This window comes from Pseudomonas sp. P4_B4 (assembly GCF_056402255.1).
Window position 1 is genome coordinate 50,198 of record NZ_JBFUHS010000009.1, and the last position, 23,210, is coordinate 73,407.

General features: G+C 60.5%; 16 protein-coding genes. 10 read left to right on the forward strand and 6 right to left on the reverse strand.

Going from position 1 to position 23,210, the window contains the following annotated elements; all coding sequences use genetic code 11:
• The first annotated feature begins 52 nt into the window (after positions 1–52).
• Positions 53–364 carry an Mpo1-like protein gene (locus tag AC1DVE_RS12380; RefSeq protein WP_223533299.1) on the forward strand — a complete coding sequence of 104 codons (312 nt, stop codon included), beginning with the start codon at positions 53–55 and terminating at the stop codon, positions 362–364.
• Between the two features lie 27 nt (positions 365–391).
• Positions 392–982 (forward strand): HD domain-containing protein, encoded by a 591-nt coding sequence (locus tag AC1DVE_RS12385; RefSeq protein ID WP_223456414.1) that lies wholly within the window; start codon positions 392–394, stop codon positions 980–982.
• 127 nt (positions 983–1,109) lie between these two features.
• Here the strand turns inward: AC1DVE_RS12385 and AC1DVE_RS12390 are convergent, their stop codons facing one another.
• Positions 1,110–1,925 (reverse strand): UDP-2,3-diacylglucosamine diphosphatase, encoded by an 816-nt coding sequence (locus tag AC1DVE_RS12390; protein WP_223456413.1) that lies wholly within the window; start codon positions 1,923–1,925, stop codon positions 1,110–1,112.
• A 136-nt stretch (positions 1,926–2,061) separates the two neighbouring features.
• Between AC1DVE_RS12390 and AC1DVE_RS12395 the strand changes: the two genes are divergently transcribed.
• Both AC1DVE_RS12395 and AC1DVE_RS12400 read left to right on the forward strand, forming a co-directional pair.
• Positions 2,062–2,826, forward strand: a complete 765-nt coding sequence (locus AC1DVE_RS12395) for a helix-turn-helix transcriptional regulator (protein WP_223456412.1) — start codon at positions 2,062–2,064, stop codon at positions 2,824–2,826.
• A 71-nt stretch (positions 2,827–2,897) separates the two neighbouring features.
• Entirely contained in the window at positions 2,898–3,791 is an 894-nt protein-coding gene (locus AC1DVE_RS12400) for a DMT family transporter (protein ID WP_056721458.1), read from the forward strand.
• Here the strand turns inward: AC1DVE_RS12400 and AC1DVE_RS12405 are convergent.
• The 4 genes from AC1DVE_RS12405 to recQ all read right to left on the reverse strand — a co-directional run bounded on the left by AC1DVE_RS12405 (position 3,785) and on the right by recQ (position 8,164).
• Positions 3,785–4,072: an Rdx family protein gene (locus tag AC1DVE_RS12405; RefSeq protein ID WP_223456411.1), complete on the reverse strand. Its 288-nt coding sequence runs from the start codon at positions 4,070–4,072 to the stop codon at positions 3,785–3,787. The two genes, AC1DVE_RS12400 and AC1DVE_RS12405, sit on opposite strands and share 7 nt — an antisense overlap.
• A gap of 33 nt (positions 4,073–4,105) precedes the next feature.
• Positions 4,106–5,356 (reverse strand): type IV pilus assembly protein FimV, encoded by a 1,251-nt coding sequence (locus tag AC1DVE_RS12410; protein WP_223533297.1) that lies wholly within the window; start codon positions 5,354–5,356, stop codon positions 4,106–4,108.
• A gap of 127 nt (positions 5,357–5,483) precedes the next feature.
• Positions 5,484–5,918 carry a MarR family transcriptional regulator gene (locus tag AC1DVE_RS12415; protein WP_150724407.1) on the reverse strand — a complete coding sequence of 145 codons (435 nt, stop codon included), beginning with the start codon at positions 5,916–5,918 and terminating at the stop codon, positions 5,484–5,486.
• 119 nt (positions 5,919–6,037) lie between these two features.
• On the reverse strand, positions 6,038–8,164 hold the full coding sequence (gene recQ, locus AC1DVE_RS12420) for a DNA helicase RecQ (protein ID WP_223456409.1): 2,127 nt from the start codon (positions 8,162–8,164) through the stop codon (positions 6,038–6,040).
• 372 nt (positions 8,165–8,536) lie between these two features.
• On the opposite strand from recQ, the gene AC1DVE_RS12425 reads away from it, so the two are divergent.
• From AC1DVE_RS12425 to AC1DVE_RS12445, 5 genes are all read left to right on the forward strand, one after another.
• Positions 8,537–9,124, forward strand: a complete 588-nt coding sequence (locus AC1DVE_RS12425; protein ID WP_007975277.1) for a UPF0149 family protein — start codon at positions 8,537–8,539, stop codon at positions 9,122–9,124.
• A 10-nt stretch (positions 9,125–9,134) separates the two neighbouring features.
• Positions 9,135–9,530: a YbaN family protein gene (locus AC1DVE_RS12430; RefSeq protein ID WP_223456408.1), complete on the forward strand. Its 396-nt coding sequence runs from the start codon at positions 9,135–9,137 to the stop codon at positions 9,528–9,530.
• 110 nt (positions 9,531–9,640) lie between these two features.
• The gene (gene lapG / locus AC1DVE_RS12435; protein WP_223456407.1) at positions 9,641–10,348 is read left to right on the forward strand and encodes a cysteine protease LapG; all 708 of its coding nucleotides are present in this window, start codon (positions 9,641–9,643) and stop codon (positions 10,346–10,348) included.
• Between the two features lie 22 nt (positions 10,349–10,370).
• Entirely contained in the window at positions 10,371–12,311 is a 1,941-nt protein-coding gene (gene lapD, locus AC1DVE_RS12440; RefSeq protein WP_223536578.1) for a cyclic di-GMP receptor LapD, read from the forward strand.
• A 134-nt stretch (positions 12,312–12,445) separates the two neighbouring features.
• The gene (locus AC1DVE_RS12445) at positions 12,446–13,687 is read left to right on the forward strand and encodes a carboxypeptidase-like regulatory domain-containing protein (RefSeq protein ID WP_223456405.1); all 1,242 of its coding nucleotides are present in this window, start codon (positions 12,446–12,448) and stop codon (positions 13,685–13,687) included.
• 391 nt (positions 13,688–14,078) lie between these two features.
• Here AC1DVE_RS12445 and AC1DVE_RS12450 read toward each other — a convergent pair whose 3' ends face one another.
• Positions 14,079–21,263: a retention module-containing protein gene (locus tag AC1DVE_RS12450; RefSeq protein WP_477783953.1), complete on the reverse strand. Its 7,185-nt coding sequence runs from the start codon at positions 21,261–21,263 to the stop codon at positions 14,079–14,081.
• 588 nt (positions 21,264–21,851) lie between these two features.
• Between AC1DVE_RS12450 and AC1DVE_RS12455 the strand changes: the two genes are divergently transcribed.
• Entirely contained in the window at positions 21,852–23,210 is a 1,359-nt protein-coding gene (locus AC1DVE_RS12455; RefSeq protein ID WP_223458078.1) for a TolC family outer membrane protein, read from the forward strand.

The following is a 23,210-nucleotide window of genomic DNA, read 5'->3' on the forward strand; positions in this document are numbered from 1 at the left end:
GCTACCCGCAGAACAACTTGCAGCAAGAACAATAACCACAGAGATCGCAGTCGTGGAAAACGTCAAACGATTCAACAGCTTCACTGAGTTCTATCCTTACTACCTCAGCGAGCACAGCAACAGCACCTGTCGCCGTTTACATTTTATCGGCACGACCCTGGTTATCTTGATTCTGTCGCTGACCATTGGTCGCGGAGCATGGGTGCTGTTGTGGACCCTGCCACTGGCCGGTTACAGCTTTGCCTGGGTCGGGCATTTCTTCTTCGAGAAGAACCGCCCGGCAACGTTCCAACACCCCTTCTATAGCCTGCTCGGCGATTTTGTCATGTACCGGGACATGGTTATGGGGCGCGTTCCGTTCTAGCTGACATCCGTCACAAGAGAGTTGCCTATGAATGCCAATGCCCGCTTCACCCACATGAAGGACGGCACGCAGGAAGACTGGGCGATCATCGCCGCGGACTTCAGTGCCTACGCAAGACAATTGCCAACACGGATCGTGGCGCACCTGAGGTTGCTGGAGGGTGATTTTGGCGGGTTCCCGGTGGATCGCCTGACCCACTCCCTGCAAACCGCCACCCGCGCCTGGCGCGATGGCCGCGACGAAGAGTACGTGGTCTGCGCCCTGCTCCACGATATCGGCGACACCCTGGGTTCCTACAACCACCCGGACATCGCGGCGGCGATCCTCAAGCCGTTCGTCAGCGCCGAGAACTTGTGGATGGTGGAAAAGCACGGGATTTTCCAGGGCTACTACTTCTTCCATCACCTGGGCATGGATCGGCATCTGCGTGAGCAATTCCAGGACCATCCGCAGTACCAGGCGACCGTCGAATTCTGCGCCAAATACGATGCGGCGGCGTTTGACCCGGCGTACGACACGCTGCCGTTGAGCTTTTTCGAGCCGATGATGGAGCGCTTGTTTGCGCACCCCAGGGATTCGATCTACAAGGCGGCGATGGAAGAACACGCACCGGCCTGACAGATCCAGTGGGACCGCTTCGCGGTCCATTCGCGAGCAAGCCCGCTCCCACAATGGCCGGAGTTGCTCACAACCCTGTGGAAGCGGGCTTGCTCGCGAAGAGGCCAGCACACACACCGGATAATTTTCAGGCCAACTCTGCCACCCTGGCCGCCTTCAACTGCGCCTCACGCGCCTGGGCATCCGCCAGGCGATACAACTCGATCGAACCATCCCAGTGCTCGATCAGCGCCGTGCACGATTCCACCCAGTCGCCGCAATTGAGGTAATCCACCTCGCCGACCTTGCGAATCTCTGCATGGTGAATGTGCCCGCACACCACGCCGTGCAGCTCGCGCTTGACGCATTCATGGGCGATGGCTTCTTCGAAGTCGCTGATGAAGCTGACCGCGGTTTTCACCTTGTGCTTGAGGTAGGCCGACAGCGACCAGTAGCCGTAGCCATATCGCGCGCGCCAATGATTGAGCCAGCGGTTGAGGGTCAGGGTGAGTTCGTAGGCCGAGTCACCGAGAAACGCCAGCCAGCGATGGTAACGGGTGATCACATCGAACTGGTCGCCATGAATTACCAGCAGGTGCCGGCCGTCGGCGGTGACGTGCACGGCTTCGTCGACCAACTGGATATTGCCCAGGATCAGCTTCGAATAGCGGCGCAGGAATTCGTCGTGGTTGCCGGTGACGTAGATCACCTCGGTGCCGCGCTTGCTCATGGTCAACAGGCGACGGATGACGTTGGTGTGCGCTTGTGGCCAGTACATGCCGCCGCGCAGTTTCCAGCCGTCGATGATGTCGCCGACCAGGTAGATTCTGTCCGCGTGGTAGCTTTTGAGAAACTGTGACAGGTGTTCAGCCTGGCAATCCCGGGTGCCCAAATGCACGTCGGAAATCCATAAAGTCCGTACGCGTTGTTTACGGGTGGGTTTGGCGAGCTCGGCGCTGGTCATGGGCAACCCTCTGGACATGTTTTGTAAAGTTTGCGCTGGTCGAGTTAATGGTCCATGACAACACCAAGTCAGTCGTGTGACAGCGCTTATCAGCCTGCCCGGGTGTAGACTGGCGGCCTGATACGGGAGACCTGCGATGAGACCGATCCTCACGCTCCGCCAATACAGCCACGACCTGATCGTCCACAGCCACGAACACGCACAATTGGTGTTCGGGCTTTCGGGCGCGCTGGATTTCGAGGTCGACGGCCGTGGCAGCCAGGTAGTCCAGCAGAGTTTCGTGGTGGTGCCCTCCGGAGCGCATCACGCGTGTGGCAGCGCCAATGGCAGCCGCTGCCTGGTGCTGGATGTACCCGGCGAACAATGGGTTGCCCAGTCGTTGGGCGATCACGCCGAGTCCAGCCGACGCTTGCTCGACAACGCCGGCCGGCTGCCCCTGGACGCCGGGCAAAGCCAATTGGTCAGTTGGCTGGCGAACAGTCCGGTCGATGATCCGTTGATCGCTCAACAAGGCGCGGTGCTGTTGCTGGCCAGTCTCAACAACGCCAGGCCCGATGCCGTCGGCGGTCGGCGCCTGCCCTATGCGGCGCTGAATGCACACATCGATCAGTACGCGGCGTACCCGCTGCAAGTGGCCGACCTGGCCCGGGTGGCCGGCCTTTCCAGTGCCCGTTTGCATGCACGGTTCGTGACCGAATGCGGGCAGACGCCGATGGACTACATCCGTAGCCGACGCCTGCACATCGCGGTGGGCTTGCTGCGCAACTCGGCGCTGCCCATCGGCGAGATTGCCAGCCGCGTCGGCTACAGCTCCCAGAGTGCCTTCGCGGCGGCGGTGTTGCGCGAGTTCGGAGCATCGCCCGGGAAACTGCGGCGCGAGGCTGGCGACAAAGGACGATAGTTTGCCGACAGACTTGATGGGCCATTACGCGCTTCAATGAGGCCTCTGTTCGTTTGTCGTTAAGGATTGCAATGACTCCCCGTACCGCCCTTGGCGCCTTGCATATAGGCGCATTGATGTTCGGCCTGACCGGTGTGTTCGGCAAACTGGCTGCCGCGTCACCGGCGATCATCGTTTTCGGCCGTGCCGCCTTTGCCGTGCTCGCGCTGGCGTTCTTTGCACGGTTCGCCAGCCAGACGCGCTGGCAGAAACTCGAGGCTGTGGACTGGCGTCGGCTGCTGCTCAGCGGCTTGTTGCTGGCCGGACACTGGGTGAGCTTCTTCATTGCAGTGAAAGTCGCAGGCGTGGCGATTGCGACGCTCGGTTTCGCCAGCTTCCCGGCCTTTACCGTGATCCTCGAAGGGCTGATCTTCCGCGAGCGCATTCGCGCCAATGAAATTGTGCTGGTGCTGCTGGTGAGTGTCGGCCTGGTGCTGGTCACGCCTGACTTTGATCTGGCCAGCGGCGCCACCACCGGTCTGCTCTGGGCAGTAGGTTCCGGGTTGTTGTTCGCCCTGCTGTCACTGACCAACCGTGCCAGCTCCGGGCGGGTCCCGCCGGTACAAGCGGCGCTGTGCCAGAACGTGGTGGTTGCCCTGTGCCTGCTGCCGGTGGCGGCGCCTCAATTGAGCGAAGTGCGCGCCATCGACTGGCTGTGGATCGGCCTGCTCGGTGTGTTCTGTACCGGTGTCGCCCACAGCCTGTTCGTCGCCAGCCTCGCGGTGATCAAGGCACGCACTGCCGCCGTGGTGTTCGCCCTGGAGCCGGTCTACGGCATCACCGTCGCCTGGCTGCTGTTCAACGAAAACCCGACCCTGCGCATGTTGCTGGGGGGCGCGCTGATCATTGTGGCGATTGTGGTGTCCAGCCGGTTCTCAAGTGGTACAAGCAAGAAGGCCGTTGCAGCCGAGGCCGCGTCTCACTGAGTGCGGTCGTTGTGCCCCAGGTCGCGGTCCGGGTCGATCTGGTCACGGACTCGCTGCTTGAGCACTTTGGCCTCGGGGAAGCCACCGTCCGCCTTGCGCTCCCAGATCTGCACGGTGTCACAGTAAATATGAAAGACCCCGCCGGTACCCGGCACCAGGGAGACTTTGCCCAGGTCATCACCAAAGGTGCTGAGCAGTTCCTGGGCCAGCCAGGCCGCACGCAACAGCCACTGGCATTGCGTGCAATAGGTGATGATGATTTCCGGTTTGCTGACGGTCATGATGGGAATTGACTCCAGAGTTTGACGACGCCGCTATGATAGCCCGACCGGTGGCTGCCGAGACGGCGGCGCGGGTTGCGCCTCCAACTCGAACGCAGGCTCGATCATGGCCAGAGCAACTGACTGCCTGTTCTCGTTCGGGCTGATCACGTCCCAACTCGACGCCATGGACAGCTCCTCCAGGTTGAGCCGGTACTCATCGTCAGTGGCGGATTCGCCGGACATCGCCAAACCCGGAACCACCGCCACGGCGGCAGCGATCGGCATGGAGTGACGGCTATCGACCCGCTCAAGCTCATCGTTGGCCGGCACTCCGTCGCGATGCGCAGTGGACGGTGGCATGACGGGGGGCCACATCACTGGCTCGGAGAGGAGTTCAGCCAATGGCTCATGCTGCGACGACAGAGCCTCTGACGCTGTGGCTTGGTGCTGCTGGCGCTGGCGGCGAACAAACCAGCCCAGTACCAGCAACATCAGCGCCGCCACACCAGCGATCGGCAGCCAGCCAATCCCGGGGTTTTCAGCAATAGCGGGGGCTGGCGCCACTGCGTCGGAAGCAATGGGTTGCGCCTTTACCTTCTTGAGCTCCGCCAGTTGGGTTTGCAGTTCGGCCAACTGTTTTTTCTGGCCGGTGATCAGCTCATCCTGGTCTTGAAGCTTCGCGTTGAGCTCATCGACAGTGGTTTGCAACTGGTGGTTTTGCAGGGCGCTGGCGGCCAGTTGTTCAACAGCGGGATCAACCACGGCGACGTCCGTTTCTGACGTCGTCTTTGTCTCGGGTGACGGCGGTACGACCGGTTGAACACGGGGGAATGCGGACGCAGGGGAACGGGAAACCAGTTCATCGGCGGCGGGAACAACCCCCGACGAACCCGGCGGATCGATCAGTACCGTGTACTCACGCAGCAATCGCCCATTAGGCCGATTGAGCTGTACGAGGAAATTCAGGAACGGCTCACTGACCGGTTTGCTGGAGGTCACCTGGATCACGCTGCGATTACCGCGCAGGACCGGGGTGAACTTCAGGTTATTGAGGAAAAATACCCGGTCAACCCCGGCACGGCTGAACTCGTCCGCCGTTGCCAGGCTCACCGACAACTCGTTCTCTTCCAAGCCAGCCGCATCCACCAGTGCAATCTCGGCACGCAGCGGTTGATTCAGCGCCGAATGCAGGGTGATTTCACCCAGGCCCAGCGCAGGTGCCCATGCCGAGTAAGTGACTGCGGCCCCGGCCAGCAACCACTGAGAACCACCGCGTAAAACCAATCGCCAACACTTGAGCATGAGCATCCTTGAGATCTACAGAAACTACCCGTACGCGTTCGTACATCCGTTACGAACACGATATTGCCGAGTAGTTCTTATAGTTTGCCCAATGCGGTATCTCAAAAACCTGGCGTTCGGTTATGCCTCAAGACTTTTCAAGGTTGCCCAGGATGTGCCCGTGAACCCGCATGCACACCTTCAAGTCCGCCTCATCGACGCCTTCGAACAGTTCGTGACGCAGTTGTGTGGCAATGGTTTCAATTTGTTCGATCAGGGGACGCGCCGGCGCGCAGAGCACGATTTTCTTCGCCCGACGGTCTTCCAGCACCGCCTGGCGTTGCACCAGGCCCTGGCTTTCCAGGCTGTCGAGTAAACGGGCCAGGGTCGGGCCTTCGACGCCAACGCTTTGTGCCAGCTCACGCTGGGTCGGTGCTTCATCGAAACGCGCCAGGTGCAGCAGCACCAGCCAGCGCGCCTGGGACAAGCCCATGCCCGCCAGTCGGCGGTCCAGTTCGGCACGCCAGCCACGGGACATCTGGGCCAATTGCATGCCAAAGCGGTGTTGATCGGTTAACGGCATAAAACACTCATGATTAGACTGAAATAAATAAAAACTAATTATTAGTCAGCTAAGCATGAGCCTCGGCTTGAGGCAAGGCTTGATCTGCACTGAATCGTTACATCAGCACAACAGATGCCTCAAATCTCGAACTCCGACTGCAAGGCAGCACGAACGCAGTACAACACCCCTTCCGGCACCCTGCCTGCAAACAGCGCGGCGATCTCGGAAACCGCCGGCAATTCGCCTTCACCGTCGAGGAAGGCGTCCTGGATTTCACCCATCAGGTCTTCAGGCAGATCCAGTGCCTGCTCCAACGACAACTGCTGCTTGCCGATCGCTTCGGCCAGCATGGTGTAGACGTTCTTTTCCGAGCACTGCAATTGACCGGCGATCTGTACCGGCGTCATCCCGGCCCGCGCCAGAGTGATCAGTTCATGACGCACGTCGGCCACCGGTTTCGGCGCCTCGACCTGGCCGCCAAGCACTTCGAGGAAGGCCTCGCCATAACGCTCCAGCTTGCGCGCGCCGACACCGCTGACCGTGGCCATTTCCGCCAGCGAGGTCGGCTGGCTGCGCAGCATCTCCAGCAAGGTCGAGTCGGGGAAGATGACGTACGGCGGCACGCCATGTTCTTCGGCGAGCTTGCGCCGCAAGGCGCGCAAGGCTTCCCATTGTTCGCGCTCCTCGCCACGGACCAGTTGGCTCGCCTGGCTCTTGCTGCTTTTCGCCACGGTTTGCGCCTTGAGATCGCGGCGCAGCTCCAGGGTCACTTCGCCCTTGAGCAGCGGCCGGCAACTGTCGCTCAGGCGCAAGCCGCCGTAGCCTTCGAGGTCGATGTCCGCCAGACCACGGGCCACCAGTTGGCGGAACAACGAGCGCCATTCGCCCTCAGCCATCGCCTTGCCAACACCAAACACCGACAGGTGCTGATGGCCAAAGTTGCGGACCTTTTCGTTGTCCTTGCCGAGCAGTACATCCACCAGGTGCCCGACGCCGTAGCGTTGACCGGTGCGGTAGATCGCCGACAACGCCTGACGCGCCGGCTCGGTGGCATCCCAGGTCTGCACGCCGTCGACGCAGTTGTCGCAATGCCCGCAAGGCTCGGGCATGTCTTCGTCGAAGTAGGCCAGCAGCGTTTGCCGACGGCAGCGGGTTTCTTCGCAGAGCGAGAGCATGGCGTCGAGCTTGTGCTGCTCCAGGCGTTTGTGACGCTCGTCGCCTTCGGAGTTCTGCAGCATCTGCTTGAGCATCACCACGTCTTGCAGGCCGTAGGCCATCCAGGCATCCGCTGGCAGGCCGTCACGACCGCCGCGACCGGTTTCCTGGTAATAGGCCTCAAGGGATTTCGGTAGGTCGAGGTGCGCGACAAAGCGCACGTTGGGCTTGTCGATGCCCATGCCGAACGCCACGGTCGCGACCATGATCAAGCCTTCCTCATTGAGGAAGCGTTTTTGATGGTAGGCCCGCAAATCATTGGGCAGGCCGGCGTGGTACGGCAGCGCGGGGAAGCCTTGCTCGCTGAGAAACGCGGCGACTTCCTCGACTTTCTTGCGCGACAGGCAATACACGATGCCCGCATCACTACGGCGCTCGGCGAGGAATGCCAGCAACTGCTTGCGCGGCTGTTCCTTGGGCACGATGCGATAAAAGATGTTCGGCCGGTCGAAGCTCGACAGGAAGCGCTCGGCGTCTTGCAGGTGCAAACGGGTGACGATTTCTTCCCGGGTGCGCTTGTCGGCCGTGGCGGTCAGGGCAATGCGCGGCACGTCGGGGAACATTTCCGCCAACTGGCCCAGTTGCAGGTATTCCGGACGGAAATCGTGGCCCCATTGCGACACGCAGTGTGCTTCGTCGATGGCGAACAGGGAGATGTTCAGCCCCTGCAGAAATGACAGCATGCGCGGCTGGACCAGACGTTCCGGCGCCAGATAGAGCATTTTCACTTCACCGCGACGGATGCGGGCGGCCAGATCGCGCTGCTGCTCGGCGCTGAGGGTGGAGTTCAATGCGGCGGCCGCCACGCCCAGCTCTTCGAGGGTGGCGACCTGATCGTCCATCAGTGCGATGAGCGGCGAGACCACCACGGCCAGGCCTTCACGCAACAGCGCCGGGACCTGGAAGCACAGGGACTTGCCGCCACCGGTAGGCATCAGGACCAGGGCATCGCCGCCACTGGCCACGCGCTCAATGATTGCACCCTGGCGGCCACGGAAACTGTCGTAGCCGAAGATGTCCTTGAGGACGCGTTGAGCCTGTTCGAGCATAGAAACTCCAAAAATCACCGAAACATCCCTGCAATGCTGGTTCAGAACCCGCGATGCTGCACCGACAAATCGTAAGTGCGCATTGCATGACGCTTCACATTTCAGCCGTAACGCCAGCAGGGCATCACAAAACGCGCGAGTATACCCGAGCCCCGTTCGGCAAAGGGTGCCGCTGATAAGACTCACACAATCGGACTGTGGGAGCGGGCTTGCTCGCGAAGAGGGAGTGTCAGTCGACATTAATGCAGCCTGGCACACCGCCTTCGCAAGCAAGCCCACTCCCACAAAGGTGCAAATATGCCGTGCGGCTGGCCCAAGCGCTCAAGAAGGCCTAGAATTCCCGCATCGAACATTCCCCAAGGTAGTCCTTTAATGTCCTTCGCTGAGCAACTAACCCGCCTGCAAGTCTTCCTCGATGCTGATGAACTGCATGACGAGGCGCTGGACTACGTGGCCGCCCACGGCTACCTCACTGCGCTGTCGATCTGCTCCGAAGTGGTTCCGGACCGCGAATGGATCGATGCCCTCTTCGCCGAAGAGCCGCATTACAGCGGCGAAGCCCAGCGCGAAGAGATCGAAGCCACGCTGATCGGCCTCAAGGCTCACATCGCCCGTCAACTGGCCTCCGACGAAGAATTCGAGCTGCCGTGCGACCTCGACCTGGGCGACGACCCGGACGATTCCGAACTGCGCGGCTGGTGCATCGGTTTCATGGAAGGCGTGTTCCTGCGCGAAGAAGCCTGGTTCGAAACCGCCGAAGACGAAGTCAGCGAAATGCTGCTGCCGATCATGGTCGGTTCGGGCCTGTTCGACGAGCAACCGGAGTTCTCCGACATTGCCGCCGATGCCAACCTGATGGACGACATGATCGTGCAGATCCCGGAAGCCCTGACCGCGCTGTACCTGCTGTGCAACGCACCAGACGAAAAACCGGCGATCCTCAAGCCACGTCACCACTAAGGTTCTGCCTATGGACAACCCCATAGGCAACCGCCCCCTGATGTTGCGCTACGGGCTGCTGGCCATCGGCTGGCTGAGCGTGGCGCTGGGGGTAATCGGGATTTTCCTGCCGGTATTGCCCACCACCCCTTTCCTGCTACTGGCGGCCGCCTGCTTCGCCCGCAGCTCTCCGCGTTTCTATCAATGGCTGGTTGAGCATCCACGGCTTGGCCCGTGGATTCGCGATTACCTCGATGGCAACGGCATCCCGCTCAAGGGCAAGGTCTACGCCATCGGCCTGATGTGGGCGAGCATCCTGTTCTCCTGCTACCTGGTGCCGCTTCCCTGGGCACGGAGCTTCATGCTGACCAGTGCGGTGCTGGTGACCGTCTACATCCTCAAGCAGAAAACCCTGCGCAAATCCTGAAGTCTCCCGGGACCCTTGTGGCGAGGGGGCTCTGCGCAATCCCGACGATCTGCCCTCCCCCCGCAAAAACCCCACCTAAACTTCACCCATCTACACTCGAGCAGCCAGACATGGCCCGCAGTCTGCGTAGTCCAGGATGGCCAACGCTCCGACTTCGGCTCGGCGGGTGGTTACTGCTGGCAGGTTTGCTACTGGTCGCATTCAACGGGGTCCGGGCCGATTGGGATTTTGCGCAGATTCTGCTAACCGTTGAAAAACGCTACGGCCCGCTCGGACCGGCGCGTGGCCGGATCGAGGCGTGGAGTCAAATGCTGCAAAGTGCACGCGGCGCCCCCGAACGCGATCAGCTCAACGCGGTGAACCGTTTCTTCGATCAGCAGCTGAACTTCCAGGACGACACGCGCATCTGGCAACAGAACGATTACTGGGCCACGCCCGTCGAAGCCCTGATCAAGGGCGCCGCCGATTGCGAGGACTACGCTCTGGCGAAGTATTTAAGCCTGCGCCGACTCGGTATTCCCAGCGAAAAACTGCGAATCACCTACGTCAAGGCCCTGAGCCAGAACCAGGCGCACATGGTGCTGACGTTCTACAGCACCCCCACGAGCGACCCACTGGTGCTGGACAACCTGATTGGCGATATCCGCCCCGCATCCCAACGCAAAGACTTGCTGCCGGTATACGCCTTCAACGCCGAAGGGCTGTACTTGCCGGGCAAGAACGGCGGTCAGCGCAGCAGCGACTCGAAAAAGCTGTCGCGCTGGCAGGACGTGTTGAAAAAGATGCAGGCCGAAGGGTTCGACATCGGCGACGGTTAACCGCCTTGGCAAGGAGCGAAGCATGACACTGCGTAAACAGTTGTTCCTGGCCATCTGCCTGTTCCTGCTGGTGGCGTTCAGCGGCAGTTTTTTTGCCAGCCTGGAAAGCTCCCGCGAGCAAACGCTCAGCCAGCTGCGCGCCCACGCCCAGGACGCGGCCACCGCACTGGGGCTGTCGCTGACGGCACAGGTCGATGACCCGGCAATAATGGAGCTGATGGTCAGTTCGATTTTCGACAGCGGCTATTTCAGCAGCATTCGCGTCATCAGGCTCAAGGATCAGCAAACCCTGGTGGAACGCACCGCACCGACAAAAGTCGACGGTGTGCCTGACTGGTTCGTCAACCTGGTCGACCTGCGCCCGGAAGGTGGCGATGCACTGATCATGCGCGGCTGGGAACAACTGGCACGGGTCGAAGTGCTGAGCAATCCGCAATTCGCCCTGGCCAAGCTCTGGGACAGCACCCTCGGCAGCCTGATCTGGTTGCTGTTGTGCGGGTTGTTCAGCGCGGTGATTGGTGGATGGATGCTGCGCCGGCAATTTCGCCCACTCGACAGCATGGTCCGACAGGCTGAGGCCATCAGTAAACGCGAGTTTCTCAGCCTGCCGAAACTGCCGCGCACACCGGAACTGAAACGGGTGGTGCTGGCGATGAACCAAATGGTCGAGAAGCTCAAGACCCTGTTCGTCGAAGAGGCTGCGCGCAGCGAAAAACTGCGGGCCGAATCCTATCTGGACAGCCTCACCGGCCTGGCCAACCGGCGCCTGCTCGACGAGCAACTGACCGACCATTTACGCGTGTGCGAACAGAGCCGCGACGGCCATTTGCTGATGTTGCGGATCAACGACCTGAACGGCCTCAACCAGCGCCTGGGTGGCCAACGGACTGACGCGCTGATCACTGCCGTCGGTGAATTGCTCAAGCGCCTGACTCAATTGCCGCAGCGTCACACCTGGCTGGCGGCGCGCAACCGTGGCGGCGAATTCAGCCTGCTGACACCGGGTCTGGATGCTGAAAGTGCCGCGCGCCTGGCTGCCGATGTCAGCGTCAGCCTGGAGAACCTGCACCTGACCGGCGCCAGCGATTGCATGCCGGTCGCCCATCTGGGCGTTGTCGCCTACCACCCCGGTGAGCCGATCAGCACCGTACTCCTGCGCCTTGATCAGGCACTGACCGAGTCCCGGCAGCATCCCGAACGACCCTGGGTTCATTTGAGCCATCGTGACACGGCGCCGAATCACTCCCAGCACGACTGGCGCACCTGGATCGACGACGCCCTGACCCACGGCAAAATGCAGTTGTACTTCCAGCCCGTCGTGCAATGCGCCGACACCCGCCAGGTGCTGCATCACAAAGTGCTCGCACGCCTGCTCGACCCGCAGGGCGAGGCGATTACCGCCGGACATTTCCTGCCATGGATCGAGCGTCTCGGCTGGTCGGCACGCTTCGACCTGGCGATGCTCGAAGCCACGCTGGACGACCTGGTGGTCAACCGCAGGCCCTTGGCGCTAAGCCTGTCCGGGAGCACCCTGCGCGACCAGGTGCAATGGCGAACAATCCTCGACCTGCTTGATTCCCTTCCCGAACTGGCGCCGCTGCTGACCCTGGAAATCGACGAGCGCCAGTTGCCATCCCCCGAAGTGCTGCAGAACCTTTGCAGCACATTGCTCAAGACCGGTTATCGAGTCGGCCTGCAGCACTTTGGCGGGCGCTTCAGCCAGATCGGCAACCTGACCCAGTTGGGGTTGGCGTACCTGAAAATCGATGGGGCCTACATTCGCAACATCGACGAGCAGCCTGACAAGCCGCTGTTCATCGACGCGATCTTTCGCGCGACCCACAACATTGATCTGCCGCTGATTGCCGAGATGGTCGAGACACCGGGGGAACTGGAAATCATCCGGGAGTTGGGCGTATTCGGGGCGATGGGGAGGTTAATCGGACCACCGAAGCCAACGTAGCAAGGCAGCCTATACAACTTCAACCATTGATTGGAAACCAACCTGCAGCTGTTATTTATGACAGTAGGCAAGCTATCTGACCAGGTTTTAAATCACTCCGGCACCCTCACTTTTCAATACCCGGAGTCATCATCATGACTGCTAAACCACCGAACACCTCAGCACTCACGCCAGACACACAGAGTGAAGTAATCGCTAGAGTAACCCTCGATGAAATCCTAGACAGCAGCGGTGCTCTCGTTGACAAAAACAGCGTTACTTTTGACCCAATCCTGGAATTAAGGGGTACCGCCGCCCCTGATAGGGAGCTCAATATTCGCGATCGCTCATCCCCTATCAGTAATGTGACCAGCGGTAGTACAGGAAACTGGAACAAAGAACTCGACTTTCAACAGGGATTCAAGCGTTACAGCCTTAGTGCTATTGAAACAAAGAGACCTTACGACTTCTCCACATCGTATACGTTCGTTCTGGCGACCGAGACACCGATCATCGACAAAGTCACTGGCAAGGATGGTCCGATTGAAAGTGGCGCGATCTACGACGGCGACTGGTTGGTGATCTCCGGCTACGCACCTCCCGATATGGAAGTTGTAGCTTTCAACAGCGACACATCCACGGGCAAGAAAGCCACTGTTGATCGTGACGGCCTGTTCAATCTCACCTTCGATGGGATTACCGCTGGCACCTACAGCATCAAGATCAAGGCAACCAATGGCAAAGCGTCCAGCGTGTTCGAATTCCGCGTCGTATCGGATGTAAAACTGATCCTTGATACGGTCCTCGATTCCGAGGGGAGGGTGATCGCTGAAGGCACCACCACCTACGACGACAAGGTTACGGTCAGTGGCTATGCCAAGCCCGGCAAAAAGGTGCAACTGCGCAATAACGAGACCCCCATCGACGGAGCAACGGCGACCGCCCGGGAGGGCGACGGACTCTGGGAAATCGTACTTGAGGTGTCCCCCAGTTCGTACAGCCTTGACGCTCAGGCGCTTGATGACGAGAGCGAGATTTCCAAGCCGCCACGCACCTTTACCGTGGAATCCACCATCAAGCCGCACAATACCCGGGTGTACGATACGGACGGCCTGATCGAAGACAACGGTAATACCCGATACAACTATGTCGTTGTCAGGGGTAATGCTGAACCGTCAGCCGAGATCAAGCTGAAAATCAACGACGTCACCGACCCTAGGCCGGAAGCGACCGACGATAAGGGTAAATGGGCCAGACTCGTTTCAAATCTGAACTACGGAACCACTTATGAATTCCGTGCGGTGGCAGAGTATGGAGAAAATTCAGAGTCCGATTCATGGACTATTTCTGTAGAAAGCGAGCGCCTTCGTGCCGATCCTTGCCTAGTCCTGAAATAGGTTTACACCTGTTTCACCCTAACGCCCGATGCACCGCATCGGGCGTTTTGTATTTCAAAGGAGAGGTGCGGGCGCTCCTGGTTGTAGATCAAGATCGGCGCCCGCGCAGCATCGCTTTGTAATCGAGCAACCGTTGCTGTTGAGCAGACAATTTTTTGAATGTCGACATTTCGTAGTTCCTTTCCGTGACCGGACACAATGCGCCAACGGTGTAGCTATCTGACGCCCGGTAAAATCAAAAACCGGCGGTTGTTCGAAAAAGCTGACATACGCCCGAAAACGAGAAAAGCCCTGCAAGCGTAAACCTGCAGGGCTTCTCGGTCAGGCTGACCATCTCATTAAACCCGCCACTCCTTCACAGGGATGGCGGGTTCTTTAATGGTTTTTCAGATCACACGGTGTCCACCTTCAACGAATGGTCATTGAGCATGCCGTTGATGATGGTCGCCGTGTCTTGCCCGCCCGCGATCACCCCACCCGCTCCCGGCGTTACACCGTAATGGCTGGCGAGGTTGACGCCAGCCAGGTCGACGGTCTGGTTTGGCGCGGCGCCGGCCATGGCGCTGACGTCGATGCTGGTCACCGTCGACGGCCCGCTACCGGTGACGGTGAAGTGCAGGTAGTCATCCAGTGAAGCCGTGGTGCCGCTCTCCCCTTGCAGCAGTTGCGACAGATCGAGCTTGTCGGTGCCGGGCGTGAAGTCGGTGATCACGTCATGGCCACTGTTGCCCTTGAGCCACTGGAAAGTATCGGCCCCGGTTCCGCCGGTCAGGGTGTTGTTGCCCAGGCCGCCGATCAGCAAGTCATCGCCGCCCCCGCCGTTGAGGATGTCGTTGCCCAGGCCGCCATTGATCACGTTGCCATTGTTGTCACCGGTCAGGGTGTCGTTAAAGTTTGAGCCGGTTAGGCTTTCGATACCGGTCAGGGTGTCCGAGCCCGCGCCCAGGGTGTTCTGTGCAGCGAGCAGGCTGAGGTCGACCGTCACTCCGGCGCTGGCATGGGCGTAACTGGCCGTGTCGATGCCCGTACCGCCATCGAGGATGTCATTGCCCTGCCCGCTGAAGAGCAGATCATTGCCGGCGCCGCCGTGCATCTCGTTGTTGCCGGAGCCGGCAGTGAGCACATCGTTGCCGTCGCCGGCATTGATGATGTTGTTGCCCGGGCCTGCCACCAGTACGTCATCGCCGCTGGTGCCGGTGAGGGTGTGGCCGTCCTGATAGCTGATGGTCAGGTTGGCCGAGTCGCTGCCGCCATGGTTGTCGTTGGCGGTGTAGGTGCCGTGGTAGTCCGGGGTGACGTCGTGTGCCCCGGCGTAATTCACGGTCATGGTCAGCTGATAGTCTTCCGCCGCATTCGTATTGCCGTTACCGGGGTTGGTGATGTTGGTCAGGTGGATCTGGTAGGTGCCATCCGCGCTTGCGGTGATGGTGCCGCCATCGGCGATGCTGACGAACGCCCCACCGTTGAGCGAATACTCCATCGTGACGTGCCCGGCATCCAGGTTGTGATCGAGATTGAGCGTCTCGCCTTGTTTCAGCTTGACCGTGATGAGGTCTTCATTGTTGCCATTGGAGTTGTTCGCTGCGCCGAGATAGCCACTGATCACCAGCAGCGCCGTCATGGTCGCCGCGTTGGCCGCAAAGGCATTGCGCACGTCTGCCAGACTCTGGTTGGCGGGGTTGTTGTTGGTGCCGGTGAAGCTGATCGCGCCGGTGCCAGTGAAGTCCGCGCCCTTCGCTATCCAGCCGGTGTTGAACGAGGTCGGAGTCGCCGAGAGTTGATCGCCATTGGGGTCGGTGTCGTTGGCCAGCAACAGTTCGCCCGGCACCACGACAGTGCCCGAGAGCACGTTGGTGATGACGTTATCATCGGCGGCCACTGGCGGTGCATTCGGTATGACTTTGACCGTCAGGGTGGCGCTGGCCAGGTCGCCGTCGTTGTCGCTGGCGGTGAATCCGATGTTTTCGGTGATCAACACCGACGTGGTTTTCTGCGAAATGTAGGCGTATTCACCGGTGTCGAGATTGATCTGCAAGGTACCGCTGTTGTTGGTGGCAATGCTCAACGTGTTGTCCACGGTGTTGAACGTGCTGTGGTTGAGCCCGCCGCTGAAGCTCAGCGAGCCCTGATTGCTATTGCCGCTCGGATCGTAGGTGTACGTGGTGCCGTCCACCGTGATGGTCTTGATGAAGCCGCCATCGGCGCCGAATGTGCCGCCCTCGCCCAGCAGCGAACCGGTTACCGGTGCGCCGATCACCGTGCCGGACAGCACCGAGTTGAGCTGGTTGAGGTCGGTCACCACCACCGCATTGGTGTCGGTGTGGCTGCTGCCGTCATAGGCCAGTGGATTGAGATTGTCATTGCTCACACCGCTGCCCAGGCCGATCGCGTAGTTCTTGATGTTGTTGGCATTGAGGAAGACTTTCAGCGCGGTCTCGTCGGCGGTGCCGATTTCCAGGCCAGTGTTGGGCTTGCCGTCGGAGAAGAAGTAGCCGACGTTTTGCGCACCGGTCAGTTTGCCCGAGGTGTTGAACGCGGTCTGCATGGTCACCACGGCCGCGTCGTAGTTGGTGCCGCCGTTCGCGATGAGGCCGGCCAGCAGTGTCTTGGCGGTCGCTACATCGACCCACACCGAGGTCATGTCGGTGGCGCTGCTGCTGAAGGTGACGAGCTGCACTTTCACATCCCCCAAGTCGTCGTATTTATCCAGCAAGGCACTGATGGCCTGCTTGGCCAGATCCAGCCGCGACAGGTTCGACACACCGGAAGGGTCGGCCATGCTGCCGGAGACGTCGAGCACGATCAGCAGGTTGGAATCGATCTCCACCGCCGCCACCGAGCGGTCCGTTGCCACCGCCTTGGGCACGTCATCGACAATGTTGACCACGATGGTGCTGGTGCTGCTGTTGCCCAATGCATCGGTGGCTTTGTAGGTGAAGCTTTCACTCAGGCTGTTCGGCCCGTCGTTGGCATTAGGCGAGGTTTTCGGTGCCGAGGTCAGGGTGTAGGTGTAGCTGCCGTCGGGGTTGAGCAGGATCTGCCCGTAGGTGCCGGTGGCGCTGCCGACCAGGGTGTAGGTGAGCGCGCCGCTGCCACCCGAGACCGAACCGACCAGGGTCCCGGACGCGGTTTCGCCAGTGTTGCCCGGGTCGCTGCCGGTGACGGTGCCGGCGGCCAGGTCCTGCCCGTCCTTGCTCAGGTCGAGGGCTTTTTCGTAGACCGTCACGTCGCTATCGGGGTTGGCCTTGATAATGCTGTCGGCCACGTCGATGGTGATGGTGGTGGTGCTTTCATCGCCATCGGAATCACGCACGGTATAGGTGAACGTATCAGTGGCCCCCGCATCGCCGACCGAGTTCTGGTTGCTGTGATACACCGCGTTGCCGTTGGCATCGAGGGTCAGGTAGCCATAAGTGCCGTTGATCGGGTTGCCCAGCCCGCCGATGGCCGACGTCGAGGTATTGCTGCCGGCGCGTACGCCGACCACCGTCGCCGGACCATCGGCGCCGCTGATGTCGTTGCCCAGCACACTGATGTTGACGGTGCCGCCCTCCACTACCGACGACGAGTCAGGTTTGGCGCTCGGCAGGTCATCGACGATGTTGACGTTGATCTGCCCGGTCGCACTGTCGCCGTCCGTATCGGTGGCCACGACGTTGAAGTTCTCGGTGAGGCTGTTGGCGCCGTTGGCCGTTGGATGGGCTTCGTTATCGTTCAGCGTGTAGCTGTAGCTGATCACCCCGGTGGCGGCGGCGAACCCGGTGATGGTCAGAGTGCTGCCCAGTGGCGTGACGGCGGTTTGCGGGAAGCCGGCGACCACGCCACCGCTGACCACAGTGATGCCGCCCACGGTCAGTGTCTGCAGGCCGTCGAGGGCAGCCACGGTGAACGTCCCGGTCTGGGTCAGGGCCGACGTGTTGGGGCTGGTGCCGTCGCTGAGGTTTTTTTCGTAGACCGTCAGCTCACCCCCATACACGTCGAGGCCGTTGAGGGTCACCGTATCGTTGTTGTTGTAGACGTTGAGCACCAGGTTGGCAGTGCTGCTGTCGCCGTCCGAATCGGTGATGGTGTAGGTGAAGGATTCGGTGCCGTCGCCACCACCGTGCAGGGCTTTGAAGTCGGCATCATTGGGGTTCAGCGTGTAGGTGTAAGTGCCGTTGGCGTTGAGCACCAGGGTGCCGTAAGTGCCGGTAAAGGTACCGGGGGTGATCGGTCCGGTGTTTTCACCGACCGTCACCCGGTCGGCGCCTTGCACGTCGTTGCTCAGCACGTTGCCGTTGAGCGTCAGCAGGGTTTCCGAAGCGGTATTGGCATTGCTGTCGTACACGCCTTTTGGCAGGTCGTCGACGATGTTCACGTCGAGGCTGCCCGTCGCGGTGGTGCCGTTGTCATCGACCACGGTGACGGCGAACTGCTCAGGTAGGGTGTTGGCGCCGTTGGCGGTTGGGTGGGCTTCGTTATCGTTGAGGGTGTAGCTGTAGCTGACGACACCGGTCGCGGCATTGAACCCGGTGATGGTCAGGGTGCTGCCCAACGGGGTGGTGATCGATTGCGGGAAGCCGGCGGCCACACCAGCGGTGACCACGGCAATGCCGCCGACGGTCAGGGTTGTCACGCCATCGAGTGCGGTGACGGTGAAGGTGCCGCTTTGAGTCAGGGCCGGCGTGTTGGGGCTGGTGCCGTCGCTGAGGTTTTTTTCGTAAACCGCCAGCTCGCCGCCATACACGTTGAGGCCGTTGAGGGTCACCGGATCGTCGTTGTTGTAGACGTTGAGCACCAGGTTGGCGGTGCTGCTGTCGCCGTCTGAATCGGTGATGGTGTAGGTGAAGGATTCGGTGCCATCGCCACCGCCGTGCAGGGCTTTGAAATCGGCATCGCTGGTGTTCAGGGTGTAGGTGTAAGTGCCGTTGGCGTTCAGCACCAGGGTGCCGTAAGCGCCGGTGAAGGTGCCGGGGGTGATCGGGCCGGTGTTTTCACCGACCGTCATTCGGTCAGCGCCTTGCACGTCATTGGTCAGTACGTTGCCGTTGAGGGTCAGCAGGGTTTCCGAGGCCGTTGAAGCATTGCTGTCGTACACGCCTTTTGGCAGGTCGTCGACGATGTTCACGTCGAGGCTGCCCGTCGCGGTGGTGCCGTTGTCATCGACCACGGTGACGGCGAACTGCTCAGGCAGGGTGTTGGCGCCGTTGGCGTTAGGGTGGGCTTCGTTATCGTTGAGGGTGTAGCTGTAGCTCACGACACCGGTCGCGGCATTGAACCCGGTGATGGTCAGGGTACTGCCCAACGGCGTGGTGATCGATTGCGGGAAGCCGGCGGACACGCCACCGCTGACCACGGCGATACCGCCCACGCTCAGGCTCGTGACGCCGTCCAGTGCGGTGACGGTGAAGGTGCCGTTCTGGGTCAACGCCGTGGAGTCCGGTGCGCTGCCATCGCTGAGGTTTTTCTCGAAGACGGTCAACTCGCCGCCCTCGACGTTCAATCCGTCAATCGTGATCGAGTCATTGTTGTTGTGGATCTGCAGCACCAGGTTCGCGGTTCTGCTGTCGCCGTCCGAGTCGGTGAGGGTGTAGGTGAAGGATTCGCTGCCATTGCCGCCACCGTGCAGGGCTTTRAAGTCGGCACCGCTGGGGTTGAGGGTGTAGGTGTATGTGCCGTTGGCATTGAGCACCAGGGTGCCGTAAGTCCCAGTGAAAGTGCCGGGGATGATCGGTCCCGCATTTTCCCCGACCGTCACGCGGTCGGCGCCTTGCACGTCGTTGCTCAGTACGTTGCCGTTGAGGGTCAACAGGGTTTCCGAGGCGGTACTGGCGTTGCTGTCGTCCACGCCAGTGGGCAAGTCGTCGACGATGTTCACGTCCAGTGAACCGGTCGCGGTGGTGCCATTGTCGTCGACCACGGTCACGGCGAACTGCTCAGGCAGGGTGTTAGCGTCGTTGGCCGTCGGATGGACTTCGTTATCGTTRAGGGTGTAGCTGTAGCTGATCACCCCGGTCGCCGCGTTAAATCCGGTGATGGTCAGGGTGCTGCCCAACGGCGTGGTGATCGATTGCGGGAAGCCGGCGGCTACACCGCCACTGACCACGGCGATGCCGCCGACGCTCAGGGTCGTGACGCCATCGAGGGCGGCGACGGTGAAGGTGCCGCTCAGAGTCAGCACCGTGGCATCCGGTGCGCTGCCGTCGCTGAGATTTTTCTCGAAGACGGCCAACTCGCCGCCCCCAACATTCAAACCGCCAATCGTGTCCGGATCATCGTTGTTGTGGATCTGTAGCACCAAATTGGCGGTGCTGCTGTCGCCATCAGCGTCTGTCAGTGTATAGGTGAAGGTTTCAGTGCCGTCGCCACCACCGTGCAACGCCTTGAAGTCGGCATCGCTGGTGTTCAGCGTGTAGGTGTAAGTGCCGTTGGCGTTGAGCACCAGGGTGCCGTAAGTGCCGGTGAAGGTGCCCGGGGTGATCGGGCCGGTGTTTTCGCCGAGCGTCACGCGGTCGGCGCCTTGCACGTCGTTGCTCAGTACATTGCCGTTGAGGGTCAGCAGGGTTTCCGAGGCGGTGCCATTGTTGTCATCGACTGCTTTGGGCACGTCGTCGGTGATGCTGATATCCAGCGTACCGGTAATGCTGTCGCCATTGCTGTCGCTGGCCACCACGGTGACGTGTTCGACAAGACTATTGGCACCCTCGCCGCTTGCGTGAGATTCGGCACGGTTGAGGGTGTAGCTGTAACTGACCACGCCCGTGGCCGGGTTGTAACTGGTAACGGTCAGCGTGCTGCCCAGCGGGGAGATGATCGACTGCGGGAAACCTGCCGCCACGCCGCCGCTGATCAAGTTGATCCCGCCGATGCTGAGGCTGCTCAGCCCGTCGGGCGCATTGATGGTGAAGGTGCCGCTTCGCGTCAGCGAGTCTGCGTTCCTCGCTGAACCGTCGGCCAGGTTGGCTTCATTGACGGTCCGCTCGCCGTTCTGCTCCGACAGGCCGTCGAAGGTGACCGGATTGTTCGGCACTTCCGGAACCACCGGCGGCACCACAGGAGCATCGGCCGCTATAGCGTTGTCCGGATTAGCGTTCAGGCGTTCTTCTGGAAGTTCGGGAATGCCATTGAACCCGGCAGTGGGGAAGCCGATGATCGGATCGACTCGCCCGCCCACTTCTTCGAGCAGGACGAAACCATGGCCACTGCCCTGGACGCCGCCCGGCACACCGGCAGTCGTGGCAGGCCCGGCAGCGGTGGCTTCAGCGGTTTGGGTCGGGTCGTCGCCCGCCGCAATGGCTTTTTGCAGCTGTGCGACATCCGTCAGCTGCGCTTCGCTCGGCGTCAGCGCTTCAGGTGAGTCCACATGGGGAATCTGATTGGCGAGCAGCTGCGGTGTCATCTGCATGCTGCTGCCGCGCCCGAGGGTCAGTTCCTGGCCATTTTGCAGATGCACCGCCACCGCGCCTTCAACACCAGTGCTCAGTTGGTCGCCGGCGAACAGCCGGTCCCCTTCGACCAAAGCACGCCGGGAGCCGTCGCTCGCAACCGCGAACACCTGACCGATGACCTTACTGACGATACCGATGAGCGTAGCCATGTGCACTTCCTCCGCTGCCAACCGCTGTCGGCAGCTTGTTTGTGCGAAGAACGTGCTCATGGCTCAAGCGGGTTGTCTGGCGGATCGTGCTGCGGGTACCGGTTTACTTGAGTAAGCCGTGGCCCCGGCAACGATCTCGCCCAGCCAGTCGCTCACGGCGCTGTTTACGATTTCGGGAAAAACCCTCTGCAATCAATGGCATCGGATCCCTGTACGCAACAACGTTGCCTGTGAGCGGTGCGTAACGATCTTGAATCACCAAAGTGACAAAAAACCGTCACCATCAGATCGCTCGCATCCCTCCCCTCCAGCACTTCTCCGCTCTTTGTCGATAAGTGGATTGGAACTTTCCTCAAACCCCGATGAGCACCCTAGAGCTCGTAAAACAAGGGCTTTCGAATTGAACAATGTGCTGGATTTTGCAGAGCGCATAAGTTTTTTTTGGCATACCGGTTATGAAAAAAATTTCTTAGCTACGCTCCAGAATGTTCTTAGCTCTTTTGTTAAAGATGTGAAACAACTCCACCTATAAATATCGTCAAATAATTGGCGACTGATAAGCACCACCAGGAATCAGGGAGATGTACCATGCGCCTATTAACCCCCCTCTGCAGCGCGGTTCTTTTGGCCATGGCCTGCTCGTCCCAGGCTCAGGCCATGACGCTGACCGACGCAATCCAGAGCACCATCGCGACCCACCCGGAACTGGCATCACGGGTAGACAGCCGTCTGTCGGCGGATGAGGACGTGAAGGTCGCCAAAGGGGGCTTTTATCCATCGGTTGATCTGAACGCAGCCTACGGGCGCGGGTACAGCGATAACACCAATACCCGGGCGTTCGGCAATCACCACACCGAAACTCTCAACTACACCCAGTCGGAATTGCGCCTGCGGCAAATGCTCTTTGACGGGTTCAACACTGCCAATGAAGTCGGGCGCACCGAGGGCGTGGTCAACTCACGAGCCTATTACGCTCAGGGTACGGCTCAGGATCTGGCCCTGCGCACCACCGAGGTTTACCTAGAAGTGCTCAAGCGCCGCGAACTGGTGACACTGGCCAAGAACAACCTGCAAGCGCACTTGCGGGTCAACGACCAGATCGGCCTGCGCACCCAGCGCGGCGTGGGCAGCAACGCCGATGCCGACCAATCCGCGGCTCGCCGGGCACTGGCAGAAAACAACCTCGACACCGCCGAAGTCGATCTGGCTGACGCCGAGTCGAACTTCTACGCCGTTGTGGGGCGCATGCCCGATGAACTCGAAACCCCGCCGTCGATTCGCGGCGAAGTCCCCACCTCCCTCCCTGAAGCCCAGCAGAGCATGGTGGAAAACAACCCTTACCTGAAATCCGCCCAGGCCGACGTGCAATCGGCCGAAAGCCAGTACGAAGTCGCCAAGTCGCCGTTCTACCCACGCTTCGACGCCGAGGCCGCTGTGGGTGCGAACAACAACGTGCAGGGTGATGTAGGCCACGACAATGAATGGCGGGTCGGTGTGATAATGAACTACAACCTGTTCCGCGGCGGCAGCGACAAGGCGCGTCTGGCCTCTGACTCGCACAAGATCAACCAGGCCATGGACATCCGTAACAATGCCCTGCGCCAGCTCAACGAGAATATTCACCTGGCCTGGAACGCCATGGTCAATGCCAAGAAACAAACCCCGACCGCCCGTGAATACGCCGACACCAGCAAACGCGTACGCATCGCCTACCAGGATCAGTTCGGCCTCGGTCAACGGACCCTGCTGGACCTGCTCGACAGTGAAAACGAACTCTACAACGCCAACCGTCGCTACACCGAAGTGCGCTACACCGAAGAGTTTTCGATGTACCGAGTCCTGGCGAACATGGGCCAGTTGTTGAGCAAACAACGGGTCGTACTGCCCGCCGATGCAATCGCCCAGACCGAAGTGAAAAACGAAGCGCGTCTGCCTGATATGAAGTAG

What these genes read in the sequence shown, in the direction of transcription:
- AC1DVE_RS12385 (WP_223456414.1), top strand. Translation starts at nt 392, where the DNA reads ATGAATGCCAATGCCCGCTTCACCCACATGAAGGACGGCACGCAGGAA.
- AC1DVE_RS12390 (WP_223456413.1), bottom strand. Translation starts at nt 1,925, where the DNA reads ATGACCAGCGCCGAGCTCGCCAAACCCACCCGTAAACAACGCGTACGG.
- AC1DVE_RS12395 (WP_223456412.1), top strand. Translation starts at nt 2,062, where the DNA reads ATGAGACCGATCCTCACGCTCCGCCAATACAGCCACGACCTGATCGTC.
- AC1DVE_RS12400 (WP_056721458.1), top strand. Translation starts at nt 2,898, where the DNA reads ATGACTCCCCGTACCGCCCTTGGCGCCTTGCATATAGGCGCATTGATG.
- AC1DVE_RS12405 (WP_223456411.1), bottom strand. Translation starts at nt 4,072, where the DNA reads ATGACCGTCAGCAAACCGGAAATCATCATCACCTATTGCACGCAATGC.
- AC1DVE_RS12410 (WP_223533297.1), bottom strand. Translation starts at nt 5,356, where the DNA reads ATGCTCAAGTGTTGGCGATTGGTTTTACGCGGTGGTTCTCAGTGGTTG.
- AC1DVE_RS12415 (WP_150724407.1), bottom strand. Translation starts at nt 5,918, where the DNA reads ATGCCGTTAACCGATCAACACCGCTTTGGCATGCAATTGGCCCAGATG.
- recQ (WP_223456409.1), bottom strand. Translation starts at nt 8,164, where the DNA reads ATGCTCGAACAGGCTCAACGCGTCCTCAAGGACATCTTCGGCTACGAC.
- AC1DVE_RS12425 (WP_007975277.1), top strand. Translation starts at nt 8,537, where the DNA reads ATGTCCTTCGCTGAGCAACTAACCCGCCTGCAAGTCTTCCTCGATGCT.
- AC1DVE_RS12430 (WP_223456408.1), top strand. Translation starts at nt 9,135, where the DNA reads ATGGACAACCCCATAGGCAACCGCCCCCTGATGTTGCGCTACGGGCTG.
- lapG (WP_223456407.1), top strand. Translation starts at nt 9,641, where the DNA reads ATGGCCCGCAGTCTGCGTAGTCCAGGATGGCCAACGCTCCGACTTCGG.
- lapD (WP_223536578.1), top strand. Translation starts at nt 10,371, where the DNA reads ATGACACTGCGTAAACAGTTGTTCCTGGCCATCTGCCTGTTCCTGCTG.
- AC1DVE_RS12445 (WP_223456405.1), top strand. Translation starts at nt 12,446, where the DNA reads ATGACTGCTAAACCACCGAACACCTCAGCACTCACGCCAGACACACAG.
- AC1DVE_RS12455 (WP_223458078.1), top strand. Translation starts at nt 21,852, where the DNA reads ATGCGCCTATTAACCCCCCTCTGCAGCGCGGTTCTTTTGGCCATGGCC.